Source organism: Priestia sp. SIMBA_032 (assembly GCF_046535215.1).
In the GTDB taxonomy this organism is placed as follows: domain Bacteria; phylum Bacillota; class Bacilli; order Bacillales; family Bacillaceae_H; genus Priestia; species Priestia aryabhattai.
Genome location: NZ_JAWRXD010000015.1, coordinates 73,194 through 91,902 on the forward strand (window position 1 = coordinate 73,194; position 18,709 = coordinate 91,902).

The 18,709-nt window shown below is 32.3% G+C and carries 19 protein-coding genes; 13 read left to right on the top strand and 6 right to left on the bottom strand.

Translation table 11 applies throughout. The features are described from left to right. Positions 1–61: 61 nt before the first annotated feature. Positions 62–1,279 (bottom strand): glycosyltransferase family 4 protein, encoded by a 1,218-nt coding sequence (locus SB717_RS26485; RefSeq protein WP_074684257.1) that lies wholly within the window; start codon positions 1,277–1,279, stop codon positions 62–64. Between the two features lie 224 nt (positions 1,280–1,503). On the opposite strand from SB717_RS26485, the gene SB717_RS26490 reads away from it, so the two are divergent. The 3 genes from SB717_RS26490 (at position 1,504) to SB717_RS26500 (ending at position 5,334) form a co-directional block, all read left to right on the top strand. Next, complete coding sequence (locus tag SB717_RS26490; RefSeq protein ID WP_335539275.1) at positions 1,504–2,418, top strand: NAD-dependent epimerase/dehydratase family protein; 915 nt, start codon at positions 1,504–1,506, stop codon at positions 2,416–2,418. 359 nt (positions 2,419–2,777) lie between these two features. Continuing rightward, positions 2,778–3,503, top strand: coding sequence for a glycosyltransferase (locus SB717_RS26495; RefSeq protein ID WP_074684255.1), 726 nt, complete (start codon positions 2,778–2,780; stop codon positions 3,501–3,503). A gap of 583 nt (positions 3,504–4,086) precedes the next feature. After that, positions 4,087–5,334, top strand: coding sequence for a glycosyltransferase family 4 protein (locus tag SB717_RS26500; RefSeq protein ID WP_074684254.1), 1,248 nt, complete (start codon positions 4,087–4,089; stop codon positions 5,332–5,334). 44 nt (positions 5,335–5,378) lie between these two features. Here SB717_RS26500 and SB717_RS26505 read toward each other — a convergent pair whose 3' ends face one another. Next, positions 5,379–6,449 (bottom strand): glycosyltransferase family 4 protein, encoded by a 1,071-nt coding sequence (locus tag SB717_RS26505; RefSeq protein ID WP_410905469.1) that lies wholly within the window; start codon positions 6,447–6,449, stop codon positions 5,379–5,381. 318 nt (positions 6,450–6,767) lie between these two features. Between SB717_RS26505 and SB717_RS26510 the strand changes: the two genes are divergently transcribed. The 3 genes from SB717_RS26510 to SB717_RS26520 all read left to right on the top strand — a co-directional run bounded on the left by SB717_RS26510 (position 6,768) and on the right by SB717_RS26520 (position 8,548). Next, positions 6,768–7,487: a glycosyltransferase family 2 protein gene (locus SB717_RS26510; RefSeq protein ID WP_074684252.1), complete on the top strand. Its 720-nt coding sequence runs from the start codon at positions 6,768–6,770 to the stop codon at positions 7,485–7,487. A 277-nt stretch (positions 7,488–7,764) separates the two neighbouring features. Next, positions 7,765–8,313, top strand: coding sequence for a DUF2642 domain-containing protein (locus SB717_RS26515; protein ID WP_410905471.1), 549 nt, complete (start codon positions 7,765–7,767; stop codon positions 8,311–8,313). A 16-nt stretch (positions 8,314–8,329) separates the two neighbouring features. Beyond that, positions 8,330–8,548, top strand: coding sequence for a hypothetical protein (locus SB717_RS26520; protein WP_074684250.1), 219 nt, complete (start codon positions 8,330–8,332; stop codon positions 8,546–8,548). Here SB717_RS26520 and SB717_RS26525 read toward each other — a convergent pair. After that, on the bottom strand, positions 8,545–9,831 hold the full coding sequence (locus tag SB717_RS26525; protein WP_074684249.1) for a glycosyltransferase family 2 protein: 1,287 nt from the start codon (positions 9,829–9,831) through the stop codon (positions 8,545–8,547). The genes SB717_RS26520 and SB717_RS26525 overlap by 4 nt on opposite strands. A gap of 381 nt (positions 9,832–10,212) precedes the next feature. On the opposite strand from SB717_RS26525, the gene SB717_RS26530 reads away from it, so the two are divergent. Next, positions 10,213–10,647: a hypothetical protein gene (locus tag SB717_RS26530; RefSeq protein WP_074684248.1), complete on the top strand. Its 435-nt coding sequence runs from the start codon at positions 10,213–10,215 to the stop codon at positions 10,645–10,647. A 378-nt stretch (positions 10,648–11,025) separates the two neighbouring features. Here the strand turns inward: SB717_RS26530 and SB717_RS26535 are convergent, their stop codons facing one another. The 3 genes from SB717_RS26535 to SB717_RS26545 form a co-directional block, all read right to left on the bottom strand. Then, entirely contained in the window at positions 11,026–11,454 is a 429-nt protein-coding gene (locus SB717_RS26535; RefSeq protein WP_074684247.1) for a spore coat protein, read from the bottom strand. Positions 11,455–11,491: 37 nt separating this feature from the next. Beyond that, positions 11,492–12,025, bottom strand: a complete 534-nt coding sequence (locus tag SB717_RS26540; protein WP_074684246.1) for a spore coat protein — start codon at positions 12,023–12,025, stop codon at positions 11,492–11,494. A 136-nt stretch (positions 12,026–12,161) separates the two neighbouring features. Further along, a complete protein-coding gene (locus SB717_RS26545; RefSeq protein ID WP_237656847.1) occupies positions 12,162–12,386 on the bottom strand; it encodes a hypothetical protein in 225 nt (74 codons plus the stop codon). A gap of 292 nt (positions 12,387–12,678) precedes the next feature. Between SB717_RS26545 and SB717_RS26550 the strand changes: the two genes are divergently transcribed. The 6 genes from SB717_RS26550 to SB717_RS26575 form a co-directional block, all read left to right on the top strand. Continuing rightward, on the top strand, positions 12,679–13,497 hold the full coding sequence (locus SB717_RS26550; RefSeq protein ID WP_029319737.1) for a YncE family protein: 819 nt from the start codon (positions 12,679–12,681) through the stop codon (positions 13,495–13,497). A gap of 580 nt (positions 13,498–14,077) precedes the next feature. Continuing rightward, on the top strand, positions 14,078–14,734 hold the full coding sequence (locus SB717_RS26555) for a PIG-L deacetylase family protein (protein ID WP_074684433.1): 657 nt from the start codon (positions 14,078–14,080) through the stop codon (positions 14,732–14,734). After that, positions 14,731–16,017 (top strand): glycosyltransferase family 4 protein, encoded by a 1,287-nt coding sequence (locus SB717_RS26560; RefSeq protein ID WP_410905476.1) that lies wholly within the window; start codon positions 14,731–14,733, stop codon positions 16,015–16,017. Before SB717_RS26555 ends, SB717_RS26560 begins: the two co-directional genes overlap by 4 nt. A gap of 15 nt (positions 16,018–16,032) precedes the next feature. Beyond that, entirely contained in the window at positions 16,033–17,205 is a 1,173-nt protein-coding gene (locus SB717_RS26565; RefSeq protein WP_074684435.1) for a carboxylate--amine ligase, read from the top strand. Positions 17,206–17,225: 20 nt separating this feature from the next. Then, positions 17,226–18,284, top strand: a complete 1,059-nt coding sequence (locus tag SB717_RS26570) for a phosphotransferase (RefSeq protein WP_074684436.1) — start codon at positions 17,226–17,228, stop codon at positions 18,282–18,284. A gap of 173 nt (positions 18,285–18,457) precedes the next feature. Continuing rightward, a partial coding sequence (locus tag SB717_RS26575) for a hypothetical protein (RefSeq protein ID WP_410905478.1) occupies positions 18,458–18,709 on the top strand: 252 nt, incomplete at its 3' end.

An 18,709-nucleotide genomic window follows, 5' to 3' on the forward strand; every position in this document is an offset into this window, starting at 1 on the left:
CCAATACTTCGTTAAAAAGATGAATTAATTTACCTTTGCCACACTACTAAAAGTTATAAGTTTACTTCCGGTGTGAGAGAACCTTTTCGTAAACGTTCAATACCTTATCAACTGCTTTTTTTTGTGACCAATGATTTAAGGCCCATTCCTGAGCTTTAGCCCCTAAGCTATCCCTGTATTCTGGGTTTATTAATAAATTATAAATATTTTTACATAGTGAGTTTGGGTCTCCAGCAGGGTAGATTACTCCTGTTGAATCATGTTGAACCATTTCTGGCAATCCCCCTGCATCACTTACTATTACGGGTTTGCCAGCAAGTTGCGCTTCAATTACGGATAGGGGCTGATTTTCTATAAGGCTAGGAAGTACAAAGATATTAGCAAGAGATAGTAAAGAAGGGACATCATTTCTGTTGCCTAAAAAAACAACTCTTTTTCCTAGCCCTAGTGCTCTGCTCTGAGCTTTTAATTCAGCTTTTTTATCCCCATCCCCAACTATCCAACATACCCATCCTTTTTTTAACTTTTTTAATTCACTGAGGGCCGATAATAAATGATGAATTCCCTTAATCTCAACTAATCTTCCCGTATAAATAATTACTTGTTGACCAACGCGTGAACGAAGAGTTGAGGGATTCTGCATCCGCTGAAGAAAAGAATCAATATCATATCCATAATGAAATACTGTAAGCTTTTGCTCTTGAACCTGAAATTCCTTTATTAAAATATTCTTAAGCCAGTTATTTGCGACCACTGTACAGTCAGCAGACATAGCACCTGTATGCTCAAGCTCATTAAAATACTTACATGCTATATCGGCGGTAGAGGATTTCAAAGTATTTTTAACGTAGTGATTTAATTCGTGAGCCACACAACCGTGTATAGTTGCTACTAATGCTGTTTTTTTAGGTTTTAGCGGGCTAATACAGGCAGTTGACACTACATCTTGTGTATGAATTATATCGTATTGATCTATGCCTAGATTCGTAATTCCTTCCATATAACCCAGACGCTGCTTCTCATAAAATTTAACTACTTCATCTTTATATAGGAGAGGTTGATTTTTCTCTTTTTGAGCTAACTTTGTGACTAATGAAAGCTCATCTTTAATAAATTCTTGATTTTTATTAACAATATGAACTGATTCATTCCCTGCTCCATGACCAAGCAAGTCTACTTCATGTCCCAATGCTTCAAGTTCTTTTTTTAACTGTTGCATATAATTCCAAACACCACCTACATGAGGGACTTCCCAAAATGTAGCAAGTAATATTTTCATAAATTTCTCTCCTCTTTTTATAACATCAGCGCTCCCAAATCCCCTTATATATAGGTATTCATGCAGCTGATTAATGTTATAAACTACCATTTTTATTTTAAAAACAATATTTTAATACAGTAGCATAAAGGCTCTAAATGAAAGATTTGTTTTTTTTAGCATACATCTAATATTAAGCTTAATTTAGTGGGAAGTTTAAATACATTGGGTGGGATGTGAAACTGATGAACGCAAAACATAAATTATTAATTACCGGAGCAAGCGGCTTTACTGGACAACATGCGTGTGAATATTTTTCAAAATTAGACTTGGATATTATAGCGATAACTAACAAGAGAAACTTTTGTTATAAAAAAGTTAAAACAAAACAATGCGATTTATTTAATAAAAAGGGAATAAAAGACCTTATTAAACAAATAAAGCCTGATTATGTTCTCCATTTAGCAGGACAGAATGCGGTAGGTCGTTCATGGGAGGATCCTCTTAATTCCCTAGAAGTGAATGCAATGGGGACAGCATATCTTGTTGAGGCTCTCCGACAAGAAGCACCAGATTGCAAGACAGTCATTGTGAGTTCAGCTCTCCAATTTAATCCAACATCTATCCCCACCTTTAATCATCCCTATGGCCTAAGTAAAACGATACAATCCATTTTTTCTCAATTTTGGGCTACCTTATATAATATGCATATTGTCATTGCTAGGCCATCAAATTTAGTAGGACCGGGATTCTCTACAGGGGTCTGTTCAATTTTTGCTCAGAGGATTGTAAATATGGAAAGAGAGAAAGAAGAAAAATTCTTAAATGTTAGTAATTTAAATAATCGTTTAGATTTTTTAGATGTACGAGATGCAGTGAAAGCTTATGATTGTCTTCTCAAGAAAGGGAAGTCTGGTGACATATATGATGTCTCTTCTGGTAAGAGCCATTCCTTAGGTGAAATTATAAACATGTTTAGGAAAACAACGGATATTCCATTTCAAACAAAATTAGATAATCAAAGCCCTATAGTTAATCATGTTGATTTGCACCCTGTATCTTTAATTGAATTGGGGTGGCAACCAAAAATCCCTCTGGAAACTACTATAAAGAACATTGTTGATTTTTATCGTCAACAAGTAGATGGTCCTAATAACTAGTGAAAGGAAAATGGCTACTTTATTAATTAGTCCTTTGCTGCTTCTTATAAAATCTCTTGTGTGAAATTAATTAAGATTTACTTTAATCGAACCTTTTTCCATATTCTCACTAGAGGTAGGCATACGAAAGGTGTTTTTTAGAGAGTTTTCATATCATTTAACAAGTTCTTTGCATATTCTAATTGAGGAATTAAATAAGGTAATTTCAAACCAATGGGTTCCTTAATATTCCGTAAAGTATATAACTTATAATTTCTATTGCTTAAATTAAAGCTATCATTTTGTTGAAATTTAGATTAAGCATGGATAATAAGCGAGTCATATACCCTGAACACAATTTATTTTTTGGAGGGTAAATAATGGGTCCAAAAGTATCAATAATCATTCCTTTTTATAACTGTCCTTACGTAGATCAGGCAATTAAAAGTGCCTTAGATCAGACATATGAAAATATAGAGATAGTGGTAATAGACGATGGTTCTACAAGCTATACGGAAAAAATTATGCCATTTAAAGACAAGATTATTTATATAAGGAAGGAAAACGGAGGAACTGCTACTGCTCTTAACACTGGCTTATTTGTTGCTACAGGCGAGTATATTGCTTGGTTAAGTTCGGATGATTATTTTGTTCCTACAAAAGTTTCTAAACAGATAGAATTCATGACTAAAAAGAAAATAGATGCCAGTTTCACAAATTTTGATTACATTAATAAAGACAATCAAGTTTTAATTCCTTGGTGTACTAAACGCTTTACCAATCTTGATGATGTATATAATGCTTTTCTAACTTATAATGCTATTAATGGCTGTACGATCCTTATAAAAAAGGAATTTTTTGATAAAGTAGGGGTTTTTTCTCCAGACTTTCGTTATACACACGATTATGAAATGTGGTTCCGCATGCTTGTGAATGGCTATGAAATTCATTACTTTGATGAATCCCTTACAAAATTTCGCTCACATGAGAATTCGGGAACACGTAAATATCAACCTGAAATGCAAAAAGAGATGAAAATTATTGAATATCATTACCGTCCTCTTTTAAAAGAATATATAAAATCGCTTCAGTCAGACCAGTTATAAAGTGTGTATAAGTTTATAATTCTCTATGCCCACCAATACCTATCTCAACCTTATTTAATAAGCTACTTCACTACTTGTTCGAATTATGAATCCTATCCAAATAATTAAAATTCCCCCTTACAAGTAGTGCTACCCCTTATTCTTAGTCTCTTTACACCTATATACATTTAAATCTTGTTACATACATCTCTAATTGAAATATTAAAGGAATAAGCCCCCTCCATATCAATTAAAAATTTCTCACATATTATACATTAAGGGAAGTCTATATAACTAAGATAAATTTATTTAACCTCCTATAAATGTGCTAAGTTGGATATTATTTTTGGCCTAGTTTTTTAAGAAAGAAGGGAATTAATAATAAATGAAAGACAAAAATACTTCATCATTTGATAAAAACCTTACTGATTTCTTAGATGAGATAAAAACCAAATTGCATCCAGACTATAAAATTCCTGATCCTCAGGTTATAAATATAATTTTTAAATATACTAAGTAAGCTAGTCTAGCTTTCTACAATGTTATTATAAGCTTACACACCCAATACCAAAATATATGCAAAACAATTAAGGGATGATTATAAATGAAGATTTTATTGGTTTCCTATTATCCACTCCCCTATACCGGGGGAGTTTGGACGTTTGTATCATTACTCAAAAAATCGCTTGAAGACTTGGGGCATTCTGTCGATGTACTCAGTCATACCCCTGATACAACCAAATATCGAATTATAGGGCAAGAATCAGAAATAGAAATTGATGATATTTCTCCTTATATTAAAGAAAAGATCGTAACAGAGATGCCTTCATTACCTATAAACAGCTGGATATATAATGTTGAAATATTTCGTTATAGCTTGGAACTATCGGCAGCATATTATAATCTCCAACAATATGACATTATTCATGCACTAGATGTAACAGCAGCAAGAGCTATAAGTAGAGTTAAACCTTCGAACATTCCCCTTGTTACTAGTGCACTGGGTAACCTATCAAGGGATATTTTCTTTACCCTTAAGACCATGCATCGAAAAAAAACTGATCAACAACTACAAGATACATTTGAATATCAATATCATAAAACCCTTGAACGTCTAGGATATCAATCTAGTAATTTGATTCATAGTCCTACGCTTTGGATGCGTAATAATATTATAGATAACTTTTCTATTTCCCCGGATAAAATAATAACTTTTTCATACGGATTAGATATTAAAAATTTTCAAGAAGATTCTATGAGCTACCCTATTATTGGACCAAAAAAGGGAAAGAAAATTATTCTGTTTATGGGGAGGCTCGTTTATTTAAAGGGTGTTCATCATCTACTTGATGCACTTGCGCTTTTAAAAACGGATAGAGATGATTGGGAATGCTGGATACTCGGAGAAGGAGAATTAAAAGCGGAGTTGCAAGAACAATGCCAAAGTTTAGAGCTTAGTAACCACATTAGATTTTTAGGGATCTCTAATGATGTTGCTCATTTTCTCAGAGAGGCAGATATTTTTGTTCATCCTAGTATACATGATACCCAGCCTTATTCTGTCATGGAAGCTCAACTCGCAGGTTTACCGGTTCTTGTAAGCAATACAGCAGGTTTACCTGAAATGGTTGAGGTTGGTAGAAGCGGGTTAGTTTCCTCTGTTGGAAACATCCATGAAATATATGATCAGTTAAGATATTTACTTGAAAATAATATTCTTCGTAAACAACTGGCTGGCTGTACTAAGGAATGGGCGAAAGAGCGATGGTCTCTTGATACCATGGTTAATAATGTTCTATCACTGTACAAACAGGCTAAAGGTTTAGAAACAGAAAATGAAAATCCAACCTAAATAAAATACCAGAGCATGTAAAGACTCTGGTATTTTATTTATTATCATATTCCAAGAGACCTAATCATAGCAATAAAATTTGTACAGTATAATTCCGGACTAAAGTTTATCTTTACATGCTGGAGAGCATTTTCACGTATGTATTCTCTTAATTGAGAATTCAACATCAACTCTTTTGCTTCTTTAACAGCTTCATCAACATTACCTAACGTATAATATTTTCCTGTTTGATTATGAATAATTGAGCTTTTTACACCATCAGAGTCTGTCGTCAATACAGGACACTTACAGCTCATTGCCTCAAGAAGCGAATAAGGTGCTCCCTCCACTTTAGAGGTAGAGCATAAAAAGCCACCAGATTCACCGATCATTGAAAAATAATTTGCCATTTCATTGTTAGGGACATTTGCGTGAAGCAGAAGATTTGCCTCTAAATTTAATTCTTTAATTAAATTTTTAAATTCAGCTCTTTCTTTTGGTTCACTTATAGTAGGATCTTCAAACATATGTAATTGTATGCCTGAATTATAATTATGAACTAATTCACTGCCTATTTTTAAAAATTCTCTCCAATTCTTATTATCTTCAATTCTTCCAATCCATGCAATATGTGGAGTATGACTTTCAGGTACGGATCGGTATGAAAACTCATTAGTATCAAAACAGTTGTTAAAACTAAAAACAGGGAATGAGGGATAAAGTTCATCTAACAGCTGCATAATGTGAGGGGTTTTAGGGTTAAGGAAACCAGAAGCGTATTTAGTTACAAGAGGCACAGCATTTGTAAGGGCAGCTCTTGCGGTGCTTTTTGGACCGTATCCTTGTATTTCTATAATCATCTTTCCCCGATAACCTAGTGATTTAAATCTAGGTAAAGCTTGGAAATCTGAAACGATCACAATGAGACTGTAATTTCCATCATCCAATATTTTTTTTATCTCTGTGTCTTCATTTGTTACAAACGTTTGAGTACCATGATCATTTATTGTCTTTTTTCTATTTTCATAATAGAGACAGTCGGCATTAATATTATATTTCTTAAGAGCCTTACACCTTTGACGATTTAAAGTCTCTACACCACCACTTGGGACATAGAATACAAACAATATATTCATTTCTTACCCCCATTTAGTAAATTAATTTAAAAACAAAAATTATAGATCGTATATTAAACCTTAAGATAATAAAGGTCACTCTAATAAATAATATGCATAAATTGAACTGCTCTTTTACTTAACTTACCAATATTATTAAATTAAAATTTTTATTCACTTTAAATGGTGAGTAAAATTAATCTAACGAATATCTATTTCATATTTAAAATATGTTTCATATCTTAATAAATGTAATATTATTCAATAAGGTATTAGAGATAAGATAATAATCAAATAGGATATTAATAAGTTTAATGTTATCTGAAAGGAGAATTAAATATGTTAAAAGTATCTGTTATTGTACCTTTCTTCAACTGTCCATTTATTAGTCATGCATTGGATAGTTTACTAAATCAAACCTACAATGATATTGAAATTATCGTGATAAATGACGGATCCACTCAATATAAAGAAAAGATCGTTCCTTATTTAGATAAAATTATATATACAGAAAAAGAAAATGGAGGAACAGCAAGTGCCTTAAATGTGGGTATTAAGTTGGCCACCGGAGATTATATATGCTGGCTTAGTTCAGATGATATTTATTATCCACAAAAGATTGCTCTCCAGTTAGAATTCATGATTATAAACAATGCTTTTTTTAGCCATACAAATTACTACGCTATTAATGCAAAAGGTAATATTATAACTCCTCCTATAGGATTTCATCCCTCAAATAAGCTTGAAGTACTAAAACAAATGAGCAAGGGAAACATTATTAATGGCTGTTCTACAATGATAAATAAAAATGTGTTTACTTCTGTAGGCTTTTTTGATGAAACACTCCTTTATACTCATGACTATGATTTATGGGCGCGAATCATTCAAAAATTTGATCTTCATTATCTTTCCGAACCGCTTTTATTATCTAGAATCCATGAAAATATGGGCACTAAAAAATATGCTTCCTTTATTAAGGAAGAAAATAAAGTCGTCATTGACCGCCATAAAAATACTCTTACGCAACTAATCACAGAATATATAGCAAAAGAAAGTTGATAAACAACAATACCTTTGAGCAGTCAATACCTGATATATTCACAGTCTAAAAGTTACTTTACCAAAACAAATTGTTAAGTTTATTCTTCATACTAAAAAATTTAAATATAAACACAGAACATTTGTAATACACTTCTCTCTTGCATACACCCCTCAAATACACATAAAAGATTATTCAACCCCTGACTAAAATAATTAAAATGCTGAGCACCGAAAAAATCGGATAAGCATATTATAAAACATAGACAATAATGTAAAAAAATGCAATTAAGAAAGGATGATTATATTGGCACTATCAAGTGAAGCTAAAGCAAGGTTACTCAACCTACTTGGGACATTACAAACCTTACCCACTACAGCGACTTCAACAACTAACAACCTTTTAAATACTGCTAATTCATCAACTAATGTAACTGAGCTCCTTAACACTTTAAATACTAATGGTCTTGTGGATACTTCTTTAATCACTAATCTATTAAATACTACTACCACAAATGTAACTGACCTGTTAAACACTACTACCGCCGGTGCTACTGACCTGTTAAACACTACGACTGCTACTGCTACTGGCCTTCTAAGCACTACAACTACAGCGACTACTAACCTTTTAATTGACCTTCTAAGACTAAGACTTCTACCTAGTTTAAACGCTCTACGTAATGATTTAACAAATCGCCTTAACCAAACAGTACAATTGTCAACAGAGTATGAGACACTTACAGGAGTTTTACTTGCTGTTCTATCAGATTATGTTGTTTTAGTCGAAAGTGATGGAACGATGCACTTTGTAAACCTAAGCAAAATTGAAACAGTAGCATCACTTTAAGGAGGAGGTTTATTATATGTTTGAAAGCTTTTTAGCGGCAGAATTAACAAAACGTATTGGGACACCAGTGGAAATTGCCATGTCTGATGGTTTTGTGGAAGGAATTATTACTTCTGTTACAGGTAACCTTCTTACTATCCTTCAGACGGTTGGATATGGTTATGGTACTACAACTACTCCACTAACTATATCTATCCCTGCAATTAACTTTGTTACTTTTTCCCCAGTTGCTTAATTAAGAAACTTTAAAAAATCGCTCCAATTGGAGGGGTTTTTTTTTGTGATGCTAAATTTATGCTCCCTCACATTATAAACCGTAAAATCTTTATATAGTAAACGATTTTCTCTTAGTAAATGATTTAATATACTAACGTCTTCATACATACGACCATCCTCAAAGTCTATAATTGGAAATCCTTTGTTCTCTTTTAGAGACGATGTCCGATAGATGCGAGGACCTAAAGGAAACGTATATGAAAGCAATTCCATTTTATTAAACACTTGACTTCCTTTTCTAATACCTTTGTATTTTACTTTCCCTGGGTTCACCTGTTTCCAAGCTCTTAAATTACCGTAAAGAACGGCAACATCGTCTGCTAAGCTCCTTAAATAATCTCTGATAACAAAAATCGCATCAGGGTCTAGCCAATCATCAGCGTCTAGTTCAACTATAAAATCTGTCTCAATGTATGGGAGTAATTCATTCAAGGCCCTGGCCTTTCCACCATTCTTTTTAGTTAAAAGTTTAAATCGAGGATGGTAAATCCATTTTTCTAAAATCTTATAAGACTCATCAGTCGAGCCATCATCAACTACTAATACCTGTTCTGGTGGACTATTTTGTAGGAAACATGAATTAATAGCAGTTCCTACATAGTTGGCCATATTATAATTTGATACCATTACTGCTACGGAGGGTTGAGCTATATGGTTAGGTATTTTCAACTGATACCTTTCTATAAATTTTATTTTTTCAATATTACTTGTAGAAGCATCTTTAGAGTACTGACTAATAATACCTCTATTCTCTAGTATAAGGTGATAATGATCAACTAGAGATAGCCATGAAGGTAATATTGCTTCTTTAAAAGGCACTTCGTTATCCTGAAAAAATATATTTTGTTTTAAGAAATACGTCTTTACAAAAAAAGGCCGTTGAATTGTTATATTTTTAATTGTACTTTGATAAGTCATCACTTGTTTTTCATTGTTTAATTCTAATTGTATCTCTGTTATGTTTGAATTTAAATAATCTTGGTCGTAAAGAAATAAAACATATTCACAAGATAGCTCTTTAATATAGTTATTTAATACCCTTCCCAAATCATTGTTATTTAGTTTCACATATTCGATTTTCACTTGCGTAGTAAAAGAATCAGCTACCTTTAACAAAAGGTCAGGTATATCTATAACTACGACCTCTTTTACTCGATTGATAATAAGATTTAAAGACGTTAAGGCCTGCTGTAATGCATTTGAGTTAGAATAACTCAGTAAAATGACTTGAATATCTTTCATGATATAAATTAACCTCCATTATACAAGATACTGATTATAAATATTCCAATAACGGGGGTATTGATACTTTTATAAGCTTACTGTCATTAATAAGACGACATTCTAATTTAATTTTTGTATAGAAGATATCTTATCTTATAAAATTTCGTTACAATATTTGTAACGAAATTAAAAAGTAATTATTTATAAGGTTACTCATATGTACTTTAACTTCTTTATGATATTAAATAATGTATGTAAATTTTACTCTAGGGAAGTATAATTGATTAGATTTCATTCCATTAGTTAAGATTTGAAGTTGTACTTAAACTAATTGGTTTGTCCAAGCGTAAAAACTTACTTGTCATATAATAATAAATAACATAGAAAGGAGGTCATTACATGACTAGATTATTAGATGCTAGAACATCCCAAAATGCTAGCATTGCTAACTCTATTTCTATTCCTATTACTATTCTCTCGCAACCGGGATTATTTGGACAAATTGGGCTTAATGTTTCAGGAGCTACAGGCCCTATCCGCACTCAATTGAGCGGGACAGTTGCTTGCCAATTACCTCTACTACCTGCAGCAACAACGATTACTATTACAATAGTCAGAGGAACTGCCCTCACTGATACTGTCATTTATTCCTCTTCAGAATCCTTAAATATAAATCTATTAGGCCCCCAACTTTTTACCTTCACAGCTTCTGATTTTAACATCCCTGCACCAGCTTCTGGCCTTTTAGTCTATACGGCATTTATTGGCTCAAATCTCCTAGGAACCGTGAGAGTGGGACCAGAGAGTTTTAATGGTATTGCTTACTCAGACTAATATCAAATAAAAATCTTGTCACTTTCCCCCTCAGATGGTGAATCTAAACACTAGAATTGTTTAATTCCCTTGTTCATTTAATAATTTCATCTATAAAATATAAAAAGCACTTTCCACAAGAAAAGTGCTTTTTTCCTATTCTCAGGAAAGTAAATAACGAATAAATTTAGCTAAATATATCCATGAGTTTAAATATGACGTAATAATCTTTAGAACTCTATATAATTCTGGTCTACTCTAAAACTATTAACTGAGGGAACCGTTTTTTAGACTATCCCTCTCTTTTTCTGCTAGTAACCTCTTAATAGATAAAAAAATCCAAGATTATTACGATTATCTCTTTATTTTAATTTGTAGCGTTAAAAAAATAACTCATAATTATGAGCTAAGTAGAGAAACAAATATTGCGATTAACACTTGAATTGCTACTTGAATATTTAAAGCAACATCTGCATCAGTTGTATTAACTTTTACATTTATTGATCCTTCAATAACTGTTTTTTGACTATTCCGTTGTTTAGTCCCTAATAGTGCTGTCATTTCTTCAGCTACAATTTCACCCTGATTGACATTACTTGTGAGAATGGCTACAACGGCTGCAATAGCTACCTGAATAGCAACTTGTAATTGTATCGCTACTTGTGCATCTGTTGTGTTTACTTCAACACATTCAGAATCCTTAACAATAATCCATTCAAAGGATTGTTGTTCAATTGAACTTGCTGCTTCTGCATCCTGATCGATAACTGCTCCATTATGTGTTCCAGTTTTACAATGGTCTAGTGCTCTCCATTTTTGTTCACCCATACTATTTCACCTCTTTAAATTTTTAATTAAATAAGAATTAAGAACTAAGGACAGAAACAAATACTGCAATTAGTGCTTGAACTGCTACCTGAATGTTTACAGCGGCATCTACATCAGTTGTTGTAATTTTGACATCTTTTGAATTTACAATGACAATTTTTTGTTTGTTAGTTTGCTCAAGGTTAGCATGTGCTAGTAAGTCTTGAGCTATAACTTCAGAATTTGCAACATTAGCAGAAAGAATGGAAATTACTACTCCAAGAGCTACTTGGATAGCAACTTGAAGCTGCACAGCTACCTGAGTATCTGTTGTAGTAACTTCAATGTCACATGAATCCTTAATCCAAATTAATTCAGTAGATTCTTGATCTACAAATGAAAATGCATCTGCTTCTTGTTCAATAACTGCATCCTCTTTACTCTCGTCCTCAAAATGATTATCGCTTTCAAATAAATGGGAAAAATGATCATCCTCTTCTAATTCGAAACGACTTTTGTGGTCATGATCAGAATGTTTCTTTTTACTTCTTTTCTTTACTTCACGAGACTCATAGCGTTTATGAGTTGGCATGATTAACACTCCTTTCCTTATATGAAATAATATATGATTTTTTGAATGAATAAGATTGGGCTAAACCCTATGAGCCTATGTCCAATTTTAAAATAGAAAAAACGCCTAAAAGAGGCGTTTTTAAGAAGAAACGGAATTACTTTGGTTTCGTTTTTGGAGAAGTGGACTTGGCCCTATCAACAAGTGAACTGGATTGCTGTTTTAATTCTTCTAATAAATCGAAGATTAGTTGTTTTTGTTCATCAGTTACTTTCCCTTTAACGTTCTCTTTTGTAATACCGTGTTTTTGAAGAATGTTTAGCATCATTAATTCCATAAGTTTGTTAGGGGTTTCCCCGGGCTTTTGGTTTGAATTATTCAAGTTACCTGCTCCTTTCATGATATTTGCCATAATACTATATGTATTTACTGCACAAAAGGAAACTCCTGAGTTCGATCTTTATTTCCAAATATTATAAGTTTTAAAATGATGCCAGGGGTATATCATATCCAATATAGGGTTAAAAGTATATGTGGAGAAATTTATCTTATAATAAGGTCAAGTTTTTTTTTTGAATAATAAAAAAATAATAATATCATATATTTATACATAAGATATTCCCCTTATGTTTTCAACAATTTTCTTACAGTAATTATGAAAAGAGTTGGTGAAAATGGCGAAGAAAGCAAAAAAAATAAATGTTAATTTTAGCGATAGTGGAGCTTCTAACGATCAGCTATATGTAATAGATGAGAATAATAACGTAATTTCTGTCGTTAATGCAACAACAAATAATGTAGTTTCTACTATTCCTGTAGGGCATCAGCCAGTTAGCCTAAATGGGAATCCAAATAACAATCGGATTTATGTAACAAATGGGGGGAGCCAAACGGTTTCTGTAATTGACGGGGCAACTAATACTGTAATTGCTATCATTCCAGTAGGAGTTCAACCGGCCGGTGTAGGGATCAACCCATATATCAATCGAATTTATATCTCAAACAGGGGAAGTAATACCGTTTCTGTAATTGATGGGTTAACTAATACTGTAATTTCCACGATTTCAGTAGAAACTTACCCAACTGATATAGATGTCCATCCATATATCAATCGAATTTACGTAACAAATGAATTTAAGAATACCGTTTCTGTAATTGATGGGTTAACTAATACTGTAATTTCCACGATCTTAGTAGAATCTCAACCGTCTGGTATAGGTATAAATTCGGCCACTAATCGAATTTATATCTCAAATAGGGGAAGTAATACTGTTTCTGTAATTGATGCAATAACAAACACTGTAATGGCTATTATTCCTGTAGGAAATCAGCCTACCGGTATAGAGGTTAACTCATCCAATAATCAGATCTATGTGACACATGAAGTAGAAAATACAATCTCTGTAATTGATGGACTAACTAATATTGTAGTTGCTACTGTTCCAGTAACATCTCCTATGGCTAACATCGATGAGGACCTTTCTTTAGAATAATCTAACCTTATAAAATTTATAAGGAGTAACAATTTAATGATTAGACAAAAATATATAAAATTGGGCATGTTATTATAAGTATATTGATAATATTTGTATTAAAATACCATTTAATTAGGTATCACAAAATTCCTTTTTAAGCAGCGTATCTCTGGATATAGTAAGTAAATAAGAGTTAACTACTATACTATAAGATTCGCGTCAAAATTAAATTTAATTTTTATATAAGTGGATTAAAAAGCCATAGGTTTGGAGAGCCCTGGCTTTTTTTGTGTGCTCCTAGACTAATTAAGGGATAACCAAGAAAAATTACATATTTCTCGTGTTAATTTAGTGCTTATAAAAAAGCACCTATATATATTACTCAAGCCATTGTTTATGAACTAACGTTTTTCAATTTCCTCCTCTTTTCCATTCATAATTATTTGTTATGTAAAAATTTAAAAATATACAATCGTTCTAGGTTACTGTCATCGAGGAAATTTCTAAATTTATAACTATTAGTTCTCCGCCAATGACAGTTTCTAAAAGTACAAGTACCTCATATATTAAATATAATACGGAACCAGGAGGAAAGAAAATGAGAGATTGTATATTAGTAATTGGAGCCCATCCTGATGATGAACTCTTAGGAACAGCAGGAACCTTAAAAAGATTTGTAGATGAAGGCCATCAAGTAATTTCAATCGTTGTGGCTTTAGGAAGAAAAGAAGAAGCACACCACATTCAAGAATTAGGACAGCTTGCAAATAAGCAGCTTGGTATTGATGAAGTAATATTCCTTGGACATCCCAATTTAGAGTTAGAATCAATTCCTCTTCATTTATTAACGAAGGAAATTGAAAAATTGATTGAAAAATATAAACCTAGTAAAATATTTACCCATCATTATGGTGATCTAAATATTGATCATCAGATTACATTTAAGGCAGTATTAACAGCAACTAGACCTCTCCCTAACAAGGAACCAATAGAGTTAATTACATTTGAAACTGTATCCTCTAGCGAGTGGAATGCCTCTACTTCTGATAACCTATTTAAACCAAATTATTTTGTTGACATCACAAATAATATTGATGCTAAGATTAATGCACTTAAATATTATGACGTTGAAATGCGAAATTTCCCTCATCCCCGTTCCTACGAAGGCGTTAAACATCTAGGCAGAGTTCGAGGCATGACTATTGGGGTGCCGTATGCAGAAGCTTTTGAAGTGATAAGAAGGGTTTGGAAATGATAAGAGATCTTATTTTCCCTTACCCTTATATCATTGAAAAGATGGATGAATACTATAAACCTAACCTCCCGCCAGTAAAAGTTAGGGAAGACTATAGAACAAAGAAAAGCCCTCAAAAACGGCCTTCCAAAAAGAAACTCACTATACTAATCGCTACATTTTGGGACTACCCTCATATAGGAGGATTATCCAACTATATTACAGAGCTTAGTAAAGGTTTAAAAAAACAAGGTCACAGGGTTGACATTATCTCCCCTAATTTATTCCCTAGTGCAACAGTAAAAAATTTACGAGAGCATATTACCCCTAAACTAAAAGAATTCTTCCTTAGAAGATATGGAAGTTATGATAAAAAAATCTTATCTAATAGTCGTCTCTTATATATATATGAACAGATGCTTCAAAAAATGGATTTGGAGAAATACGACATCTTTCATGCACAAGATATATTTACAGCAAATATTCTAGGAAGGTTTAATGCAAATTACAACAAGCCTTTATTTTTCACCCCTCATGGAATGTTCACTTTTAAAAGATTAAAGTTCAATTTAATGGAAAAGGGTTCTATTGAAGAAACCTATTATAAAGAGCTAGAGAGGAAAGCAATAGAGTTTGCTAGTCAGCTCATTATTCTTAGTGACTCGTTCCGTGATTCATTAACAGAATTAGGAGCAAAACACGAAAAAATGACAACAGTAATAACAGGTATTAATTATCCAGAAAAATACTACAAGAAAAAGTTGGGTCAACAAGAAAAACTTGTAATTACATGTGTGGCTAGATTAGGACCAAGAAAAGGGCACAACTATTTACTAAGTGCATTATCGCATATTAGGCAATATACAAATAATGTTGAAGTATTAATAGTTGGTGATGGTGAAATGCGAGAAACTTTAGAGAAACAAGTGCATTCCTTAGATTTACCTATGGTGAATTTTTTAGGTTCAAGAGACGATGTACCTTATATTTTAAGCAAAACAGACATTTTTGTACTTCCAACAATTAACGATAGTTTACCGATTGCGATTATTGAAGCCATGCATAGTGGGACAGCAATAATTTCAACAAATTGCGGTGGCATTCCAGAACTTGTTAAACATGGTAAAACAGGAATTATTGTTGAACCTGGAGATACAGAAGAATTAGCACAAGCATTAAGATTTTTCATTGTTAATAAACAAGCTCGAGATAAAGCTAGTACTAATGCATTTAATTTTGCTAAGACACACTTAACCACAGATGGAATGATAAGAAAAATAGAAAGTATATATAATAAATTTTAAAGGTGGCTAAACCTTATGAAACATGAACATTGTGCAGTTGTGCTTGATTTGAGCGCAAATGGGGTTGGAATAATTCGAAGTTTATCTAAAAAAGGGATAAAAATATATGCTTTTGATACAGAGAGAGCTTATAAGATAGGAAAATCCCGTTTAGCGACTTGTAATATATGTCCCAATCCTTTAACCGAAGAAAATGAATTGCTTATGTTTTTAATCAATCTTTCCCAAAGCATAGGAAAAAAACCTATATTATATGCAGGTTCTGATGATTATATTGTTTTTATTTCAAGAAACCGCAAAGTACTGTCTAGATACTTTTTGTTCTTACTTCCAGATCACTCTTTAATTGAAGAAGTTTTAGACAAAGAGAAGGCATATGAATTGGCTTTAAAGCATAATATCGCATGTCCTAAAACATATATTGTAGAAAATGAAGACCACTTTGAAGAAGCGATTGCTAATCTTGATTTTCCTTGTATCCTCAAGCCAGTTCTTGGCCATGAATTCAGAAAAAACATTAACAAAAAAGCTATCTTAATAAATGATTTAGCCCAATTAAAAGCTGATTACCAGACCTACAGGGAATATGGAAAGCTAATTATTCAAGAAATTATTCCTGGAGATGATAATTGTTTTTATAAAGTCGCTACTTTCTATGATGACGATATGAAATTAATGGCATTATTCTCCTTACAAAAAAATCACCAATTTCCTGCAGAGTTTGGAACGGGTGCACATATTATAAGTAAGCGAGTTCCAGAGCTTTTCGATATATGTTTACCCTTCTTTGAAGAAATTGAACTTAAAGGCATTGGTATGGCTGAATTCAAAAAGGATCCTCGAGATGGTATTTACAAATTCATTGAAATAAACCCACGTTTCTGGCTAACACATAGCTTAACAGAACCTTCTGGTATTAATTTTGTCTATATGTATTATTTATATTTAACTAAACAAAATCCCGAGCCCATCTTCTATCAAATAGATGGGGTTAAATGGATATATCTAGTAAGATATTATCTGACTTTTCTTCAAAAAAGAAAAAGAAAAGAAATGAGTTTTATTGATTTTTATAAAGGTTTTCAAGGAAAAAAAGAGTTCGCCCTATTTGCATGGAATGACCCAATGCCATTTATTAGAAGTACATGTTCCCACTTGGTTAACGCTTGGAAACAACATTGGAAATAACAAAGGAAGGAATGAAAATTGTGTATGAACCTAAATTATTATACAAACTATTTACGAAATTAAAGATTTCCGAAAAGCTTTCTTATTCCATGGGCGAAAAAGTTATCATTGATCCAACTAAAATAGAGTGTCTGAAATCAACCAAAAGAAGCAGCATATATAAATTATTACTTCGAAAAAAAAGTGGTTACTATCCAATTATTTTTAAGGTCTATAGTTCAACAACTCAAAAAAATGAAGTTGAAATTAATATATATAAGAAACTCCACCCACTGCTGAAAGAATTTTTACCTCAAATTTACCTCATAGAAAGGAATTCAAATGAAGATTGGGTTTTCATGGAATTTGTTAATCAAATACGCGGTCAATTAAAATTTACCCCAAAACATTTAGACTACATTATTCCCACGGTTGCTAAACTTCATGCTCGCACATTCGAAGACAGATTCAAAAAATATAATGATGCTTGGAGTTCTTGGCTTCCAACTTATGATTCCGCATCAGCAAGAAAGGAACGAGAAAAATACATTGAAAAAACGGTCGTTTTTCTCGATGAGGCAGTTAGCGATGACAGAACAAAAGATTTAATAAAACCTTATTATAAGCCCTTAATAAAACTATATAGTAAAGGTCCGGATTTTTTCCCTGAAATACTGGAAAATGGTTCTTCTCTTACACATGGAGACCTTCACATGCAAAATATATGTAGTAAAGATGTTACTAAAGATTATCCTTGGAATATTCAGTTCATTGATTGGGAGTCAGCAAGATATGCTCCAACATGGTTTGATATGGTAGTTTTAGTAGAAATATTATTGGGATTCAGAGCAGATTGGCAAAAATACGCCGAAGAAATTCGAAATCATTGTATAGTAACTTACGTTAACGAAATGAAAAAGCATGGAATTAAATTTAAAACTGATCCAAGAGATCTTTACAAAATGGCTTATTTACAAAGAACATTAGAAAAAGGATTGCACACCCAATTACGAAGAATATTTGATAACCGTGGAGGCGAGTTACTAGGTTATCATCTGGAAAAAGTAGCAATTTGGGGTAGGGAATTAGGAATAGATTGATATATAAAAAGTAAGTTATCAATCTCTATAAATAACAATCGTTCCGGAGAGACATTTAAAAATGACTCTCCGGAACGATTAAAAAATAGGCTGTAATGTTGAATATTTTTCCGTATAGTACAAGCAATTTTACTGTAGAAAAATAGAATATAATATGAAAGGAGGAAAGCAATATGAGTAAATCTTATAAAAACAAAAAAGAAGGCCCGCATTACGATTTAAAAGTCATCCATGACGCTAGCAAGGACAAATATGACTGTAAGTGCAAAAAAGATAAATATGAAGAAAAAGACGAGTACAAGTACAAAAAAGACAAATATGAGTCTAAAGACAAAAAAGATAAATATAAAGAAAAAGACGAGTACAAGTACAAAAAAGACAAATATGAGTCTAAAGACAAAAAAGATAAATATAAAGAAAAAGAC